This is a genomic window from Glycomyces mayteni (assembly GCF_042428885.1).
Taxonomy (GTDB): domain Bacteria; phylum Actinomycetota; class Actinomycetes; order Mycobacteriales; family Micromonosporaceae; genus Glycomyces; species Glycomyces mayteni.
Map to the genome: position 1 here is coordinate 616,204 of NZ_JBHMBP010000001.1, position 15,827 is coordinate 632,030.

Here is a 15,827-nt window from a genome sequence, read left to right on the forward strand (position 1 = left end):
GGACACATGGACTCCCGCCGCGGACGTCAGCGGGTGTTCGGGTCCATCCCCTGGCCCGCCGCGCCCGGGTCGCCCATCGCGGGCGCGCCGGTCGGCGGCGTCGGCTCCTGGACCTGCGTGTTCGCCTCGGCGCCGTACCGGTCCGAGGAGTACGTGGTGGACATCGAGGCGGTCGCGTCGTGCGTGCCGCGCTCCTGCATGTCGTCCTTCATGCGCCCGGCCTCGGTCTCGGCGCTGGAGAGCATCCGTTCCCAGCGCTCGCGCATCGGCGCGACGAGGCCGCCGCCGACGCCGACGATGGTCACGCCCGCGATGATCGACAGGACGGTCCACATGATCGGCGTGGTCACCGTCGTGGCGATGCCGACCTGGCCGAACGCGGCCACGGCGCCGAAGAAGATGATCGCGACCTGGCAGATCCGCGCCACGGTCCGCCCGTAGCTCGTGTTCTCCAGGGTCCCGTCGACGAGCTTGAACACCGCGTTGGCGATCGCGAAGGCGACCACGACGATGACGAGCGCGACGAACAGGAGCGGCAGCCAGCCCACGAGTTGGTTGAGGAGCGTCGACACCGGGTTGGTCCCGAACGCCCCGAACGCCAGCTGCAGCGTGAACAGCAGCAGCATGAAGTACACGACCCGCCCGAGCAGGTCGCTCAGCTCGAACTTGCCGGTGAAGCGGCGCAGCCCCGAGCGCTCGCCGACCCGGTCGAGGCCGACCCGGTTGAGGAGTTTCCCGACCAGGCGCCCGATCCACTTCGAGATGAACCAGCCGACGACGAGGATTGCGATGAATGCCAGCGCCCGCGGCAGAAACGCGATGACGCTGTCCATCATGTTCTGGAAGCTCTGCGTGAAGTTCATACCCCGACCGTAGGCCGGATAGCACCCGTATTCAGGAGTTTCGCTCGATTGCCGCCTGATCCGGGCGCGGAGCGGCTACGTGGGCCAGGTGCGCCAGTGCATCCACGACTTGGACGGGGTGGGTCCGCGCTGGTCCTGGTAGCGGGAGAAGTTCGCGCCCTGCCCGTAGGGCTTCTCTGCGGGGCTGGAGAGCCCGAACAGGCACAGCTGCCCGATCTTCATGCCCGGCCACAGCGTGATCGGCAGGTTCGCGACGTTCGACAGCTCCAGGGTGACGTGCCCGGAGAAGCCCGGGTCGATGAACCCGGCGGTGGAGTGGGTGAGCAGGCCGAGGCGCCCGAGGCTGGACTTGCCTTCGAGGCGGGCGGCGAGGTCCGCGGGGAGGGTGATCACTTCGAGGGTGGAGGCGAGGACGAACTCGCTCGGGTGGAGCACGAACGGCTCGTCGTCGGCGACCTCCACGGGGGAGGTCAGCTCGTCCTGCTGCCGGGCGGGGTCGATGTGCGTGTACTTCTGGTTGTTAAAGACCCGGAAGCGGCGGTCGAGGCGCACGTCGATGCTGGAGGGCTGCACGAGCTCCTCGTCGAACGGGTCGATGCCGAGGCGGCCCGATTTGACGGCATCGAGGATGTCGCGATCGCTAAGCAGCATGCGCCCAGGCTAACGGGACCGCAGCGTGGGCGTCACTCAGGTTCCGGGGGCAAGGCGTAGGCCACCGTGCCCAGGTCGGTGAGCGTCCAGCCGTCGGGGACGAGCTCGGCGCACCGGTCGAGGTCCTCGGCGCACACGATCGCGTCCACCGAGCCCGGGTCGGGCGGGTCCTGGCCGGGGACGACCGATTCGAGGGCGAGGATCTCGGTGCCCTCGGGCAGGAGGACCCACCACGGGTACTCCCACGAGTCGTTGCCCTGCACGACCCCCACCGTCTCCGGTTCGACCGCCGAGACCGCGTCGGCGGCGGCCTCGTACTGGGGGAGCCATTCGAGCCGCCGCACGAACCGCTCCTCCATGTCGGTGAGGCTGAAGACCGACCACGCGCCGGTGAGCCGCCGCGGGTACCCGTAGGCCACCGTCAGGAGCCCGGCGACGGACGCGAGGGACGCGAACGCAGCGATGAGGGCCACGGCGGCGCGGCGCCGCCTCCGGTCGCCGAGGGTGCGGGCGACGCCCTTGACCATGGCGGCGGCGAGGAGTCCGGCCGCGGGGGCGGCGAGCACGACGAGGAAGACGACGAGGCGGTTGACCCACGGCTGCCAGGACACGGTGCAGGCGACGCCCAGAAATGCGACCGCGAGCGCGGCGGCGTAGGCGCGGCGCAGCCGCGGGCCCTTCACCGCGAACCACGCGAGCCCGGCGAGGGACGCGAGGCCGGTGAGCGGGAAGGCCGCGCGGTCCTCGTCGGGGTACCAGGCGGGGACGGGGAACTCGCTGGCGCCGAACGTGATCCGCGGGTCGTTGACGTCCACGCCGAGGAGGTTCGCGAGCCCGTTGATGGCGCCGGCCGTCGCGTCGGAGAGGAAGAACAGGGGCGTGTCGAGGCCGGTCTGGGCGATGCGGAGCGCGTTGACCAGCAGCAGCCGCGGGTCGGCGGTCTGCACGCCGATGGACTCGCGGAGCACCGGCGGCCCGAGGGGGCTGCCGAAGGCCTCCTGCATGCGCCACAGGAACGGCCCGGCGATGGCGAGCGCGAGCGCGATGACGGCGAGCGAGGCGAGGACGGTGCGGCCGCGGGAGGTCCAGGCGCGGGACGCGTCGGCGCGCGAGCAGCGGCCGGGGCTGCGCCCGCACAGGCACGGGCGGCGGCGGTGCCCGTCGCGCACGAGCCGCCCGATCCCCCAGATGAGCAGGAGCGGCGCGGCGGCGAGGAGCCCGGTGGTCTTGGTGACGGCGATGAGCCCGAGCGCGAGCCCCAGGTAGAGGGCGTCCGGGGCGGGCGCGGCGGCCCGCAGCGCGCTCCCGTCGGCGTCCCCCGGGCGCGTGAACTCGTCGAGGACGACGGTGGCGAGGGCCGCGACCCACGCGGCGGCGATGAGGTCGACCTGGGTGCTGGTGGCCTGGAGCAGCACCTCGGGGGTGGTGGCGAGGACGAAGACGGTGGCGAGCTGCGCCGTCGGGCCGCCGCCGAGCTGCGCGGTGATCCGGGAGGCGGCCAGGAGCGCGCCGACCCCGGCGAGGAGCTGGAGGAGGTTGTACGCGCCGTCGCCGCCGGAGAGGAGCCGCAGGTGCGCGAGGAGGTACTCGGCGCCGGGCCCGAGGTCGACCTGGCGGTGGATCGCGGTGGGGTAGACGGCGACCGAGGCGTTCTGGACCCAGTGCTCGATGCGCGGCAGGTGGTAGGTCTGCGAGTCGAAGTTGTTGGGGGAGGATGCGATCGCGAGGACGGCGGCGCTGACGGCGAGGATCGCGACGACGCAGCCGAGCGCCCACTGCCAGGCGGGGGCCGCGGCGGCGGCGCTCTTGGTGCGCCGCCAGGTGCGGCGGGTGGCGCCGCGGCGGGACCGCAGCTCCTCCTTGAGGACGTCGAGGGACTGGACGGGCCCGGCGTCGACGTCCTTCACGCAGCGGACGACGACCGCGGCGGCGATGGCGACGGTGGCGCCGATCCACGCGGCCGCCACGGTGGCCGGGGTGAGCGCGTGCCACACCGAGGCGGCCTCGACGACCGCGATCGCGAAGGCGCCCAGCAGGAGCGCCGCCCGGATCACCGCCAGGCGGGCCGGGGCGAGCACGGCCCCGTCGCGGGGGCGGAGGGCGTAGGCGAGCGCCGGAAGCAGGGCGAGGAGCCACAGGACGAGCAGCACCGCTCCATTCAACACGACCGGTCCGGCGGATGCCGCCCTGGCGGCAGCGCGTTATGGTTGTGCAATCGTGTTCGGACGCGAGGGGATGGAGCAGCAAGATGCTGTTGTCGGTACTCGTCCCGGTTTTCAATGAGGAACGCCTCGCCGCAGGGACGCTGAAAGAGCTGCTCGCGGTGGACTTCCCCTGCGAGACCGAGATCGTCGTCGTGGACGACGGCTCGCGCGACCGCTCCTGGGAAGTACTCCAGTCCTTTGAGGACAATTCGCGGGTGAAGCTGATCCGCCACGACCGCAACAAGGGCAAGGGCGCGGCCATCCGCACCGCCGCGAAGGCGGCCTCGGGCGCGAACATCGTGGTGTTCGACGCCGACGGCGAGTACGACGCGGCGGACCTCCCCCGGCTCCTCGCACCGGTCCTCGAAGGCAAGGCCGAGGTCGTGTACGGTTCGCGGTCGTTCGGGTCCCATTCGGCGTACTCGTTCTGGTACGTCATGGGCAACAAGGGGATCACCCTCGCCGCGAACATCCTCTTCAACTCGTACATCTCGGACCTGGAGACCTGCTACAAGCTCCTGCCGCGCCAGATGTACCTGGACCTGAACATCCGCTCCGGCGGCTTCGGCATGGAGGCCGAGCTGACCGCGAAGCTCCTCAAGCGCGGCATCCGGCCCTACGAGGTCCCGATCTCGTACACCGCGCGCAGCCGCGAGGAGGGCAAGAAGATCACCTGGACCGACGGCGTCCAGGCCCTGTGGCTCCTCGGCCGCGAACGCGTCCGCCGCTCCGGCCGCCCCGGCATCGGCCGCTAGACCGGGCTCAATCCAGGCCCTGCCGGTCCAGGATCACCACGTCCAGCCGCCGGGGCCCGTGCACCCCCTCGACGCGCTGGAGCTCGATGTCGCTGGTCGCCGACGGCCCCGAGATCCACGTCTGCGGCGCGGCCGGGTCCAGCCGCGGCAGCGCCTCCGCCAGGTGCCCCCAGATCTGGTCCCGGCGCACCACGACCACGTGATGGTCCGGCACGAGCGTGAGCGCCCGGCGGCCCTGGGCCGCCCCGGCGTCGAGCATGATCGTCCCCGAGACCGCAACGGCCGCAGCGCAGCCGGTGAGCACCGCGTCCATGCCGTCGAGCTCCGCGGTGGTCAGCCCGCGGTCCTCCGCGAACTCGGCCGGGCCGAGCCGCCACGCCGCCGGCAGGTCCGCCGGGACCGCGACGCGCGCCGCCCCGTCGAGCGCCGCCGCGATCGCCTCCACGCCGTAGTGCACGTTCGCCTTGTAGTCCACGAGCCGGTCGACGAGCGTCGCGACCACGTCGGTCCCGGGGTCGAGCGACCGCCGGTACTCGCGCGGCACCGGCGGGGCCGCCGACGCATCCGCCAGGGCACGCCGCATCCGCTCCAGGATCTCGTCCCTCGCGCTCACCGGCCGCGCTCCTTCCACCAGTCCCGGAAGGACTCCTGCGGCGGCACCGGCAGATCCCGGCTCACCGTCCACTTCGATACCGGCCACGGCATTCTTCTCACGAACCCCTTGCGCCGCCACGGCATCGACCCGATCCGGGCGGCCCTGAGCGCGGCCCGCCACAGGCGCGGGCGGGCCATGACGGCCTCCGCGGCGCCCATCGCGGCCTTCTCGGCGGCGGCGTGCGGGCCCCGCTGGCGCAGGTGCACCAGCACCTCGGGGATGTTGATCTTCACCGGGCAGACCTCGTAGCAGGCCCCGCACAGGCTGGAGGCGTACGGCAGGTCGTCGTGGCGGCCCGGCTCCAGCTGCGGCGCGAGGATCGCGCCGATCGGGCCCGGGTAGACGTGCCCGTAGGCGTGCCCGCCGGTCCGCTCGTACACCGGGCACACGTTCAGGCAGGCCGAGCAGCGGATGCACGAGAGCGCCTGGCGGCCCACCTCGTCGGCCAGGACACCGGTGCGGCCGTTGTCGAGCAGGATCACGTGCACGTCCTGCGGCCCGTCGCCCTCGCGGACCCCGGTCCACACCGACGTGTAGGGGTTCATGCGCTCGCCCGTGGACGAGCGCGGCAGGAGCTGCATGAACACCTCCAGGTCTCTGAAGCTCGGCAGGAGCTTCTCGACGCCGACGATGCTCACGAGCGTGTCCGGCATCGTCAGGCACATGCGGCCGTTGCCCTCCGACTCCACGACCACGAGCGACCCGGTCTCGGCCACCGCGAAGTTCGCGCCCGAGATCGCCGCCGTGGACGACAGGAAGCGGCGGCGCAAGTGCAGCCGCGCGGCCTCCGCCAGCGCGGCCGGATCGTCCGTGAGACCGTCCGGGGCGTCGCCCATCCGCTGATCGAAGATGTCGCGGATCTGCGTGCGGTTGTAGTGGATCGCGGGCACGAGGATGTGGCTCGGCCGGTCCTCGGCGAGCTGCACGATGAGCTCGGCGAGGTCGGTCTCGAACGCCTTGAGGCCCACGGCCTCGAAGTGCTCGTTGAGCTCGATCTCCTGCGTCGCCATGGACTTGACCTTGACGACCTCCTCGGCGCCCGCCTCGCGCACGATCCGCGCGGCGATCTCGTTGGCCTCCTTGGCGTCCCGCGCCCAGTGGACCTTCGCGCCCGCCGCGGTGGCGTTGCGCTCGAACTCGACGGCGAGTTCGGGGAGGCGCCGCTGCACGTCGGCCTTCACGGCGGCGGCGGTGTCGCGCAGGCGCTCCCAGTCGTCGAGCTCCCCGGCGACCTTGGCGCGCTTGGCGCGGATCGTCCCGGTGGCGTGGGCGAGGTTGGCGCGCAGCTGCGGCATGCCGAGGGCGACCTTGGCGGCCTTGGGGAACGGCGCGTCGGCGGGGATGAGCGAGGCGGCGGGCACGATCTCGCTCATGCGGTGCCCGCGAGGATCTCGGCGTAGTGGATCGGCTTCGGGCCGCCGCTCCTGGAGATGCCGCCGCCGATGTGCGTCAGGCACGAGTTGTCGGCGGCCGCGAGGTACTCGGCGCCGGTGGCGGCCGCGTTGCGGCACTTGTCGGCGAGCATCGCGGAGGACACCTCCGAGTTCTTGAGCGCGAAGGTCCCGCCGAAGCCGCAGCACTGGTCGGCGGCGGGCAGGTCCACGAGCTCGATGCCGCCGACGTTGCGCAGGAGGCGGAGCGGCTTGTCGCCCAGGCCGAGCGCGCGGGTGCCGTGGCAGGTCGGGTGGTAGGTGACCGAGTGGGGGAAGTGCGCGCCGACGTCCTCGACCCCGGCGACGTCGACCAGGAACTCCGAGAGCTCGTGCACGCGCCGCCCGATGCCGGACCCGGTCAGGTGCGGGTACTGGTCGCGGGCCATCGCGGCGCACGAGCCGGAGGGGGTGACGATCGCGTCGTAGCCGCCGAAGACCTCGTCGAAGGCGCGGGCGAGCCGGGCCGCGTCGTCCCGGTACCCGGAGTTGGCGTGCATCTGGCCGCAGCAGGTCTGCGCGGCGGGGAAGTCGACCTCGTAGCCGAGGCGCTCCAGGACGCGCACGACGGCCTTCGGCGCCTCGGGGAAGAGCGCGTCGTTGACGCAGGTGATGAACAGCGCTACGCGCGCCATCGCGCGGTCACCCCTTCTCTGCTGCTTCGCGTCTCTGCCTACTTCTTCGCTTGCTTCTTCGCGTCCGCCTGCTCGTCCGCGGTGAAGGCGGCGGCGTGCCGCACCCGCGAGAGTTCGAGGTGGCGGCGCATCGCCGCTTCGGCGGCAAGCGGTTGCTGGGCAATGATAGCCTCCGCGACCGCGAGGTGCTCGGCCTCGGTCTCGCTGATCGACTCCGGCGTCAGGTACGCCCGGTGGAGGTGCAGGTGCGCGTCGAGGCGGCGGATCGCCTTGGCGAGGACGCCGCTGCCGCTGTGCTGCGCGACCGAGGCGTGGAACTTCGCGTCCGCCTGGGTGAACGCCAGCTGGCTCAGCTTCGCGTCGGAGTGGTACTCGGGGGTCCGCGCCAGGGCGCGGAGCGCCTTCCCGTCGCCGGTCATGTGGGCCTGGCCGACGCGGCCCGCCGCCCGGCTCGCGGCGAGCGGCTCCATGAGCAGCCGCAGGTCGAACAGGTCGTTGAACTCCTCGGTCGTGAGGAGCGCCGTCACCGTGTACCCGCTCAGCGGCCGCCGCTCGACCAGGCCCTCGGCCTCCAGGCGGGCCAGCGCCTCGCGCAGCGGCGTCTGCGAGATCGCCATCTGCCTGGCGAGGCCGTCGATGCTGAGCTTCGCCCCCGGCGGCAGCACGCTCTGCATGATGCGCGAGTTCAGCTCGTCGTACGTCTTGTCCGCGAGGGTCTGCCGCCGCGGTAGCACCTGTACTTCTCCCATATCGTAGATCCTATAGGATATAGGCGACACCCCGCGGATACGCGCCGCGGCCCCGCGAAGCGGCCGTCCGGACGCGGATCCGATATCCTATAGGATATACGTTTGGAGACCTCGTGAGCGCTCACCACTCCGCGCCGCCGGTTCGGCGGCTGGGTTCCACCGATGTCACCGTCACCGCCGTCGGGCTCGGCTGCGCCCCCCTCGGCGGCCTGTTCGCCCCCGTCGACCCGGCGGACGCCACCGCCACCGTCGACGCCGCGTGGGACGGCGGAATCCGCCACTTCGACACCGCGCCCCACTACGGCGCCGGCCTCTCCGAGCAGCGCCTCGGCGCCGCCCTCGCCCCCCGCGGCCGCGACGGCTACACGCTCTCCACCAAGCTCGGCCGGGTCCTGGTCGACCACGACGGGCAGTGGGACCTGTGGGCCGAGCCCAACGGCAAGCGCGCCGAGTTCGACTTCTCCTACCGCGGCGCGTTCGCGTCCTACCGCGGCTCCCTGGAGCGGCTCGGCCTGGGCCGCATCGACATCGGCCTCATCCACGACGCCGACGACCACCGCGGCGAGGCCGTCGCGGGCACCTACCGGGCCCTCGCCGAACTGCGCGCGAGCGGCGAGGTCGGCGCGGTCGGCCTCGGCATGAACTCCACCGACGCCGCCGCCGAGATCATCGAGGCGACCGAACTCGACGTCGCGCTCGTCGCCGGGCGGTACACGCTCCTCGACCAGTCCGCGCTCGACCGGCTCTACCCGCTGTGCCTCGACCGCGGCGTCTCCGTGATCGCCGCGGGCGTCTTCAACTCCGGCATCCTCGCCGACCCGAAGCCCGGCGCCACCTTCAACTACGCCGCGGCCGACCCGCGCATGGTCGCGAAGGCCCAGGCGATCGCCGCGGTCTGCGACCGGCACGGCACGCCGCTGCGGGCCGCCGCGCTCCAGTTCGCGGCCGCCCACCCCGCCGTCGCGTCGATCCTCGTCGGCGCGCGCAACCCCTCCGAGGTCGACGACGCCCTCGCCATGTACGCACACCCGATCCCCGGCGCGCTGTGGCACGACCTCAAGGCCGCCGGGCTCCTGGCCGAGGAGGCACCCGTCCCATGACGGCCCCGCTCGTCATCGATGCGCACCACCACGTCTGGACCGCCGACTACCCGTGGCTCGCGAGCCGCCCCGAGTTCGCGCCGATCCGGCGCGACTACGGCGTGGCCGACCTGCGGGCCAACCTGAAGGCCGCCGGGGTCGACCGGACCGTCCTCGTCGAGGCCGACTGGGGGCACCCGTCCGAGACCGTCGAGTTCCTGCACCTCGCCGGGGCCACCGAGGAGATCGCCGGGGTCGTCGGCTTCGCCGACCTCACCGACCCCGGCCTCGGGAACACCTTGGCGCGCTACGGGAGCCACCCGCGGGCCCGGTACCTCGTGGGCCTGCGGTACCAGGTCCAGGGCCGCCCCGAAGCGGACTTCCTCGCCAGGCCCGAGGCGGTCCAGGCGTTCAAGACCGTCGCCCAGCACGTGAGGACGTTCGACCTCGTCGTCCGCGCCGACCAGCTCCCCGCCGCCGCCGAGGCCGCCGCCGCGGTCCCCGACCTGCACTTCGTCCTCGACCACCTCGGCAAGCCGCAGGTGCGCGAGGGGGACGCCGGGCTCCGCGCCTGGCGGGAGGCCGTCACGCCGCTCGCCAAGCGCCCCAACGTGTCCGCGAAGCTCTCCGGCCTGGTCACCGAGGCCGACTGGCACCGGTGGAAGCCCGCCGACCTGCGCCCGTTCGTGCAGACCGCGCTCGAACTGTTCGGCCCCGACCGGCTCATGTTCGGGTCCGACTGGCCCGTCTGCGAACTGGCCGCCACCTACACCCGCGTCAAGGACGCCCTCACCGAGGTCCTCGGCCGCACCGACCCCGACGTCTTCGGCGGCACCGCCGCCAAGGTCTACCAGCTAGGAGCGTTATGAAGTACCTGCGCATCGGACTGCCCGGCTACGAGACCCCCGTGGCGCTGCACGAGGGCAAGTACTACGACCTCTCAGCCGCCGCGGTCGACATCGACGGCGACTTCCTCAACGCCGGCGGCATCGCCACCACCGCCGGGTTCCCCGAGATCGACATCGAGGACGCGCGCATCGCCCCGCCGATCGCCAAGCCGAACGCGATCGTGTGCATCGGCATGAACTACGCCGCGCACTGCGCCGAGTCCGGCGCCGAGCCCCCGGCCGAGCCCGTCGTGTTCTACAAGCACCCCAACACGATCGTCGGCCCCCACGACGACGTCGAGATCCCCCGGGCGTCCACCCGGACCGACTGGGAGGTCGAACTCGGCGTGGTGCTCGCCAAGCGGGCGTCCTATCTGGAGTCCGAGGAGGAGGCGCTCGGCTGCATCGCCGGGTTCGTCGTCGCCAACGACCTGTCCGAGCGCGAGTTCCAGATCGAGCGCTCCGGCGGCCAGTTCTCCAAGGGCAAGGCGTGCCCCACGTTCACGCCGCTGGGCCCGTGGCTGGTCACCCCCGACGAGATCGAGGACGTGCAGGCACTGCGCCTGTGGTCCAAGGTGAACGGCGAGGCCCGCCAGGACTCCAGCTCCAAGGACATGATCTTCTCCGTCGCGAGGATCATCCACCACATGTCGCAGTTCATGGCCTTCGACGCCGGGGACCTCCTGCTCACCGGCACCCCCGAGGGCGTCGCGCTCTCCGGCCGCTTCCCCTACCTCAAGGCCGGGGACACCGTCGAGGTCGGCATCGAGGGCCTGGGCTCCACGAGGAACCCGACGGTGCAGGCGTGACCATCACGGCCGTGGACGTCGTGGACGTCCGCTTCCCCACCTCGCGCAGCCTCGACGGCTCCGACGCGATGAACCCCGACCCCGACTACTCGGCCGCGTACGTGGTGCTCCACGCCGACGACGGCCTTGAGGGCCACGGGTTCACGTTCACGATCGGGCGCGGCAACGACCTGTGCTGCGCCGCGATCGAGACGCTCAGCGAGTTCGTCGTGGGCGCCGACGTCCACGGCCCCGCCGACCTCGGCGACCTGTACCGGCGCCTCACGCACGACTCGCAGATCCGGTGGCTCGGACCGGAGAAGGGCGTCATGCACCTCGCCGCCGCGGCCCTGGTGAACGCCGCCTGGGACCTCGCCGCGCGCCGCGCGGGGCTCCCGCTGTGGAAGTACCTGTCCTCGCTCACCCCCGAGGAGATCGTGGAGTGCGTCGACTGGCGGTACCTCTCGGACGCGCTCACTCCCGAAGCGGCCCTGGGGATCCTGCGCGCCGCCGAGCCCGGCAAGGCCGAGCGGATCGCCGAGGTCGAGCGCGAGGGCTACCCCGCGTACACCACCTCGCCCGGCTGGCTCGGGTACGACGACGAGAAGGTCGTGCGCCTCGCCCGCGAGGCGGTCGCCCAGGGCTACAGGCAGATCAAGCTGAAAGTGGGCGCCGACCTGGAGGACGACCGCCGCCGCTTCGCCGCGGCCCGCGCCGCCGTCGGGCCGGGCATCAGGATCGCGGTGGACGCGAACCAGCGGTGGGACGTCGACCAGGCCGTGGAGTGGACGAAGGCGCTCGCCGAGTTCGACCCGTGGTGGATCGAGGAGCCCACGAGCCCCGACGACGTCCTGGGCCACGCCGCGATCCGCAAGCGCCTGGCGCCCGTCAAGGTCGCCACCGGCGAGCACGTCCACAACCGGGTCATGTTCAAGCAGCTCCTCCAGGCGGGCGCGATCGACTTCCTCCAGATGGACGCCGCGCGCGTCGCCGGGGTCAACGAGAACCTGGCGATCCTGCTGCTGGCCAAGCAGTTCGGCGTCCCGGTGTGCCCGCACGCGGGCGGGGTGGGCCTGTGCGAGCTGGTCTGCCACCTCTCGATGTTCGACTACACGTCGGTGAGCGCCTCGATGGACGACCGGGTCATCGAGTACGTGGACCACCTCCACGAGCACTTCACCGCGCCCGCGGTCGTCCGGGGCGGCCGCTACGCCGCCCCGACCGCGCCGGGGTTCTCCGCCGAGATGCGGCGCGAGAGCCTCCAGCGCTTCGCCTACCCGAACGGTCCTGAATGGAGGGATAACGCATGAGCGGTTTCGCAGGCCTCACCGTCGTGGTCTCCGGCGGCTCCTCCGGCATCGGCGCGGCCGCGGCCGACGCCTTCGCCGAGCGCGGCGCGAACGTCGCGGTCCTCGACCTGAACGAGAGCCCCGGCCACTGGTCGCGCAAGTGCGACGTCGCCGACGACAACCAGGTCCGCCTGGCCGTCGCCGCGACCGCCGAGCACTTCGGCCGCATCGACGTGCTCGTCAACAACGCCGGGATCGGCGCGGTCGGCACCGTCGAGGAGAACTCCGACAAGCAGTGGTTCCGCGTCCTGGACGTGAACGTCCTGGGCATGGTGCGCCTCGCCCGCGCCTGCCTCCCGCACCTGCGCGAGTCGCCCTCGCCCGCGATCGTGAACACCTCCTCGATCGTCGCCACCACCGGGCTGGTCAACCGGGCCCTGTACTCGGCGTCCAAGGGCGCCGTCCAGTCGCTCACCCTGGCGATGGCCGCCGACCATGTGGGCGAGGGCATCCGCGTCAACTGCGTCAACCCCGGCACCGCCGACACCCCGTGGGTCCAGCGCCTCCTCGACCAGTCCGACGACCCGGCCGCCGAGCGGGCCCGCCTCGAAGCGCGCCAGCCCACCGGCCGCCTGGTCACCGCCGCGGAGGTCGCGAACGCGATCGTCTACCTCGCCGACCCCGCCAACAAGGCCCTCACCGGCACCAGCCTCGCTGTCGACGGCGGCACCGCCGGACTGCGCATCGTCAAGGGCTAGCGCGCCCGGGCACGGGACACGGAGGACGCCGCGGCGCGGGATACCCGCCGCGGCGCCGCCGTCCTGCGATGCTGTGACCTCCCGACCACCACCGAAGGGGGCCCGGCCATGACCGAGGACATGCTCACCGCGAAGATCGCGCACGGCTTCGACCACCTGGACGCCGACGGCGACGGACGCCTGGACCAGCACGACCACATCGAGCTCGGCCGCCGCACCGCCGCCGAGCTCGGACACGCCCCCGGCTCGCCCGAGGAGTCCTGGATCGTCTCGGCGTACATGGACATCTGGAACGGCCTCCACCGCCCCCACCTCGCCGACGGCGCCGAGGCGATCGACAAGGCCACGTTCATCGCCTCCACCCGCAGCCTCGCCGACGACCCGGCCGCCGCCGAGGCCACCGTGGGCCACCTCGCCCGCACCTTCCACGCCATCGCCGACGCCGACGCGAGCGGCGACGTCGGCCCCGACGAGTTCGCCTCGTTCTCCCGCGCGCACTTCCCCAACCTCGCCGCCGACGAGATCGACAAGGCGTTCGCGCACCTCGACCGCGACGGCGACGGCTCCCTCTCCATCGACGAGTTCGTGCGCGCCGTCGTCGAGTACTGGTCCAGCACCGACCCCGAGGCCCCCGGGAACTGGTTCATGGGCCGCCCGGTCTACGAGCGCTGACCCGACGCTCCCGATCCGGCCCGCACCGGGGTCGCCGATAGGGTGAGGGTATGGACGGTGCTTCATATCTGCGGTGCTTCCGGCGCGAGATGGACGCGTTCCGCAAGTGCGTCGCCGAGGGCGACCTCGGCGCGGCCATCGCCTACCGCGAGGAGTTCGCCGAACCGGTGGACCTCGCCGGACTCGCGCGCGCCGTAGGGCACTCGAACCTGTTCACCGCCGCGTGCGTGACCGAGTGGACCGGCGGCGACACTCCTCCCGACGGGGCGCCGCCGCTGGCCCCGCAGGACCGCGGCGAGCTGCTGCGGTGGCTCGAAGGCACCGCCGAGCTCCTCGTCATGTCCCTCGACGTGGACCCGGCGACCCCCGCGTGGGGCCACTTCACGCCCCCGAACGCCGGGTACTGGCAGCGGTCGATCGCCGTGGAGACCATGCTGCACCGCTGGGACGCCCAGCAGACCGTGGACGCGCCCGCGCCGCTCGACCCGGTGCTCGCCGCCGCGGGCGTCGCCGAGGTGCTCGACGTGCTGGCGCCCAAGATGGTCGGCGTCGGCAAGGCCTGGCCGCCGGACGCGTGCGTCAAGTTCACCGCCGCCGACACCGGCGACTGGTGGATCTACGGTCCCGGCGACCCGGTCGCCGAGGTCACCGGGGACGCCGGGGACCTCCTGCTCATGCTGTGGGGCCGCCTCGCCAAGGACGACCCGTCCCTGGAGTGGGACGGCGACCGGTCCACCGCGCTCTCGGTCCTCAAGGGGCCGTTGACGTACTGACCGCGCCCGCGCGGAACCCGGCGATCATCAGCTCGAACCAGCGGTCGCGCATCGCGGGCGGCTGGTCCACCGGCACGGTGATGAAGAAGAGGTAGCAGTCCTCGATCCCCAGGTCGGGGCGGACGGTGCCCTCGGCCTTCGCCGCCTCCAGCAGCCGCGCCATCGCGGCCTCGCCGCGGCGGCGCTCCTCGGCCTCGTGGACGTCCGCGCCGAGCGAGCGGGCCGCGGCCTTCATCGCGAGGTTCCCCGCGGCGTCCTCCATGACGATGCGCGCGAAGGCGGTGAACTCGGCGATGGCGCTCGCGCCCGCGTCGATCCGGTCGGCGGCGTCCTCGGCGGCCTTCGTCAAGGCGCCGAAGCACTCCGCGAGGACGGCGACGACGAGGTCCCGCTTGGTGGGGAAGTGGCGGTAGAGGGTGCCGACGGCGACGCCCGCGTCCTCGGCGATGGCCTCCATGGGGACCTCGGGGCCGCGGGCCATGATCTGGCGGGTCGCGGCCTCCGTGATCCGCCCGCGGTTGCGCGCCGCGTCGGCGCGCAGCGGCCGGTCCTCGCCCATGCGGTCTCCTCTCCCCGCCGGACATCATAGTCCGCCTGCGGATTTGCAATAACCTGAATCATGGTTCATCATATGATGAATCAGGATTCATTTTACCGGAGCGAAGGGCTGGACGATGACGCACGACTGGAGCACCGCCGACATCCCCGACCAGTCCGGACGGGTCTTCCTCGTCACGGGCGCGAACTCAGGACTCGGACTGGAGACCGCGCGGGCCCTCGCCCGGCGCGGCGCGCGGGTCGTCATGACCGTGCGCAACACCGCCGCGGGCGAGGCCGCGGCCGAGGCGATCCGCGCCGAGGTCCCGGGCGCGGACCTGGAGGTGCGCCGCCTCGACCTCGCCGACCTCGACTCGGTGCGCGCCTTCGCCGAGGGCTTCGACTCCCCGATCGACGTGCTCGTCAACAACGCCGGGATCATGGCCCCGCCGTTCTCGCTGAGCCCGCAGGGCCACGAGATCCAGTTCGCCACCAACCACCTCGGGCACTTCGCGCTCACCGGGCTCCTGCTCGACCGTCTCGCGAGCCCGGACCCGCGCGTGGTCACCGTCTCCTCGCTCGCGCACGGCCACGGCCGCATCTTCTTCGACGACCCGGTGGGCGAGCGCCGCCGCAGCCCCGTGGCCTACTACTCGCAGTCGAAGCTCGCGAACCTCCTCTTCGGACTCGAACTCGACCGGCGCCTGCGCGCGGCGTCGAGCCCGGTGACGAGCCTCATGGCGCACCCCGGGTTCTCCTCGACCGGCCTGCTGCGCAGCATGAACGCGCAGTGGCGGTTCATCGCGAACCTCCTCGTCCCGTTCACGACGCAGTCCCCGGCGGCGGGCGCCCTGCCGCAGCTGCGCGCCGCGACGGCCCCGGACGCCGAGGGCGGCCAGTACTTCGGGCCCGACGGGAAGAAGGAGCGCACGGGCGCACCGGTCCCGGTGCGCGCCAGCGCCGAGGCGCACGACACGGCGACGGCGCGGCGACTGTGGGACGTCTCGGAGGAGCTGACGGGCGTCCGCTTCCCGCTCCCCGCAACCACATAGGCAAACCCTTTCGAGAGTCGCGCCCCCACAACCTGAGTCAGACTCCCGTA

At 72.5% G+C, this 15,827-nt stretch carries 17 protein-coding genes; 9 read left to right on the forward strand and 8 right to left on the reverse strand.

Going from position 1 to position 15,827, the window contains the following annotated elements; translation table 11 throughout:
* Nucleotides 1–26: 26 nt before the first annotated feature.
* From ACFFXY_RS02935 to ACFFXY_RS02945, 3 genes are all read right to left on the reverse strand, one after another.
* Nucleotides 27–863, reverse strand: coding sequence for a mechanosensitive ion channel family protein (locus ACFFXY_RS02935; protein WP_382345706.1), 837 nt, complete (start codon nucleotides 861–863; stop codon nucleotides 27–29).
* Between the two features lie 75 nt (nucleotides 864–938).
* Nucleotides 939–1,514 carry a dCTP deaminase gene (dcd, locus tag ACFFXY_RS02940; protein WP_382345708.1) on the reverse strand — a complete coding sequence of 192 codons (576 nt, stop codon included), beginning with the start codon at nucleotides 1,512–1,514 and terminating at the stop codon, nucleotides 939–941.
* Between the two features lie 32 nt (nucleotides 1,515–1,546).
* Nucleotides 1,547–3,664, reverse strand: a complete 2,118-nt coding sequence (locus tag ACFFXY_RS02945) for a hypothetical protein (RefSeq protein ID WP_382345710.1) — start codon at nucleotides 3,662–3,664, stop codon at nucleotides 1,547–1,549.
* 98 nt (nucleotides 3,665–3,762) lie between these two features.
* Here ACFFXY_RS02945 and ACFFXY_RS02950 point away from each other — a divergent pair, with 98 nt between their 5' ends.
* Nucleotides 3,763–4,473, forward strand: a complete 711-nt coding sequence (locus ACFFXY_RS02950; RefSeq protein ID WP_359946479.1) for a glycosyltransferase family 2 protein — start codon at nucleotides 3,763–3,765, stop codon at nucleotides 4,471–4,473.
* 7 nt (nucleotides 4,474–4,480) lie between these two features.
* Here ACFFXY_RS02950 and ACFFXY_RS02955 read toward each other — a convergent pair whose 3' ends face one another.
* Genes ACFFXY_RS02955 through ACFFXY_RS02970 form a run of 4 tightly spaced genes read right to left on the reverse strand, consistent with a single transcriptional unit; the run spans nucleotide 4,481 to nucleotide 7,942 of the window.
* Nucleotides 4,481–5,086 carry a LutC/YkgG family protein gene (locus ACFFXY_RS02955; RefSeq protein WP_382345712.1) on the reverse strand — a complete coding sequence of 202 codons (606 nt, stop codon included), beginning with the start codon at nucleotides 5,084–5,086 and terminating at the stop codon, nucleotides 4,481–4,483.
* Nucleotides 5,083–6,501 (reverse strand): LutB/LldF family L-lactate oxidation iron-sulfur protein, encoded by a 1,419-nt coding sequence (locus tag ACFFXY_RS02960; protein ID WP_382345714.1) that lies wholly within the window; start codon nucleotides 6,499–6,501, stop codon nucleotides 5,083–5,085. The genes ACFFXY_RS02955 and ACFFXY_RS02960 overlap by 4 nt, the downstream gene beginning before the upstream one ends.
* Nucleotides 6,498–7,193, reverse strand: coding sequence for a (Fe-S)-binding protein (locus tag ACFFXY_RS02965; RefSeq protein ID WP_382345716.1), 696 nt, complete (start codon nucleotides 7,191–7,193; stop codon nucleotides 6,498–6,500). The genes ACFFXY_RS02960 and ACFFXY_RS02965 overlap by 4 nt, the downstream gene beginning before the upstream one ends.
* A 38-nt stretch (nucleotides 7,194–7,231) precedes the next feature.
* Nucleotides 7,232–7,942: a GntR family transcriptional regulator gene (locus tag ACFFXY_RS02970; RefSeq protein WP_382345718.1), complete on the reverse strand. Its 711-nt coding sequence runs from the start codon at nucleotides 7,940–7,942 to the stop codon at nucleotides 7,232–7,234.
* A gap of 113 nt (nucleotides 7,943–8,055) precedes the next feature.
* Between ACFFXY_RS02970 and ACFFXY_RS02975 the strand changes: the two genes are divergently transcribed.
* The 7 genes from ACFFXY_RS02975 (at nucleotide 8,056) to ACFFXY_RS03005 (ending at nucleotide 14,188) form a co-directional block, all read left to right on the forward strand.
* Nucleotides 8,056–9,042: an aldo/keto reductase gene (locus tag ACFFXY_RS02975; protein WP_382345720.1), complete on the forward strand. Its 987-nt coding sequence runs from the start codon at nucleotides 8,056–8,058 to the stop codon at nucleotides 9,040–9,042.
* On the forward strand, nucleotides 9,039–9,890 hold the full coding sequence (locus tag ACFFXY_RS02980) for an amidohydrolase family protein (RefSeq protein ID WP_382345722.1): 852 nt from the start codon (nucleotides 9,039–9,041) through the stop codon (nucleotides 9,888–9,890). Before ACFFXY_RS02975 ends, ACFFXY_RS02980 begins: the two co-directional genes overlap by 4 nt.
* Nucleotides 9,887–10,717 (forward strand): fumarylacetoacetate hydrolase family protein, encoded by an 831-nt coding sequence (locus ACFFXY_RS02985; RefSeq protein WP_382345724.1) that lies wholly within the window; start codon nucleotides 9,887–9,889, stop codon nucleotides 10,715–10,717. The genes ACFFXY_RS02980 and ACFFXY_RS02985 overlap by 4 nt, the downstream gene beginning before the upstream one ends.
* A complete protein-coding gene (locus tag ACFFXY_RS02990; protein ID WP_382345726.1) occupies nucleotides 10,714–12,006 on the forward strand; it encodes an enolase C-terminal domain-like protein in 1,293 nt (430 codons plus the stop codon). The genes ACFFXY_RS02985 and ACFFXY_RS02990 overlap by 4 nt, the downstream gene beginning before the upstream one ends.
* Nucleotides 12,003–12,743 carry an SDR family NAD(P)-dependent oxidoreductase gene (locus tag ACFFXY_RS02995; protein WP_382345728.1) on the forward strand — a complete coding sequence of 247 codons (741 nt, stop codon included), beginning with the start codon at nucleotides 12,003–12,005 and terminating at the stop codon, nucleotides 12,741–12,743. The genes ACFFXY_RS02990 and ACFFXY_RS02995 overlap by 4 nt, the downstream gene beginning before the upstream one ends.
* Before the next feature lie 108 nt (nucleotides 12,744–12,851).
* Nucleotides 12,852–13,415, forward strand: a complete 564-nt coding sequence (locus ACFFXY_RS03000) for an EF-hand domain-containing protein (RefSeq protein WP_382345730.1) — start codon at nucleotides 12,852–12,854, stop codon at nucleotides 13,413–13,415.
* 50 nt (nucleotides 13,416–13,465) lie between these two features.
* Nucleotides 13,466–14,188, forward strand: a complete 723-nt coding sequence (locus ACFFXY_RS03005; protein WP_382345732.1) for a maleylpyruvate isomerase family mycothiol-dependent enzyme — start codon at nucleotides 13,466–13,468, stop codon at nucleotides 14,186–14,188.
* On the opposite strand, the gene ACFFXY_RS03010 is transcribed toward ACFFXY_RS03005, so the two are convergent.
* Nucleotides 14,166–14,747 carry a TetR/AcrR family transcriptional regulator gene (locus ACFFXY_RS03010; protein WP_382345734.1) on the reverse strand — a complete coding sequence of 194 codons (582 nt, stop codon included), beginning with the start codon at nucleotides 14,745–14,747 and terminating at the stop codon, nucleotides 14,166–14,168. The genes ACFFXY_RS03005 and ACFFXY_RS03010 overlap by 23 nt on opposite strands.
* A 115-nt stretch (nucleotides 14,748–14,862) precedes the next feature.
* Between ACFFXY_RS03010 and ACFFXY_RS03015 the strand changes: the two genes are divergently transcribed.
* Nucleotides 14,863–15,777: an oxidoreductase gene (locus tag ACFFXY_RS03015; protein ID WP_382345736.1), complete on the forward strand. Its 915-nt coding sequence runs from the start codon at nucleotides 14,863–14,865 to the stop codon at nucleotides 15,775–15,777.
* Nucleotides 15,778–15,827: the final 50 nt, after the last annotated feature.

Bases quoted from the DNA above. Each gene is read 5' to 3' on its own strand.
- dcd (WP_382345708.1), bottom strand. From the start codon at position 1,514: ATGCTGCTTAGCGATCGCGACATCCTCGATGCCGTCAAATCGGGCCGC.
- ACFFXY_RS02980 (WP_382345722.1), top strand. From the start codon at position 9,039: ATGACGGCCCCGCTCGTCATCGATGCGCACCACCACGTCTGGACCGCC.
- ACFFXY_RS02985 (WP_382345724.1), top strand. From the start codon at position 9,887: ATGAAGTACCTGCGCATCGGACTGCCCGGCTACGAGACCCCCGTGGCG.
- ACFFXY_RS02950 (WP_359946479.1), top strand. From the start codon at position 3,763: ATGCTGTTGTCGGTACTCGTCCCGGTTTTCAATGAGGAACGCCTCGCC.
- ACFFXY_RS03005 (WP_382345732.1), top strand. From the start codon at position 13,466: ATGGACGGTGCTTCATATCTGCGGTGCTTCCGGCGCGAGATGGACGCG.
- ACFFXY_RS02965 (WP_382345716.1), bottom strand. From the start codon at position 7,193: ATGGCGCGCGTAGCGCTGTTCATCACCTGCGTCAACGACGCGCTCTTC.
- ACFFXY_RS02935 (WP_382345706.1), bottom strand. From the start codon at position 863: ATGAACTTCACGCAGAGCTTCCAGAACATGATGGACAGCGTCATCGCG.
- ACFFXY_RS03015 (WP_382345736.1), top strand. From the start codon at position 14,863: ATGACGCACGACTGGAGCACCGCCGACATCCCCGACCAGTCCGGACGG.
- ACFFXY_RS03010 (WP_382345734.1), bottom strand. From the start codon at position 14,747: ATGGGCGAGGACCGGCCGCTGCGCGCCGACGCGGCGCGCAACCGCGGG.
- ACFFXY_RS03000 (WP_382345730.1), top strand. From the start codon at position 12,852: ATGACCGAGGACATGCTCACCGCGAAGATCGCGCACGGCTTCGACCAC.
- ACFFXY_RS02960 (WP_382345714.1), bottom strand. From the start codon at position 6,501: ATGAGCGAGATCGTGCCCGCCGCCTCGCTCATCCCCGCCGACGCGCCG.
- ACFFXY_RS02970 (WP_382345718.1), bottom strand. From the start codon at position 7,942: ATGGGAGAAGTACAGGTGCTACCGCGGCGGCAGACCCTCGCGGACAAG.
- ACFFXY_RS02995 (WP_382345728.1), top strand. From the start codon at position 12,003: ATGAGCGGTTTCGCAGGCCTCACCGTCGTGGTCTCCGGCGGCTCCTCC.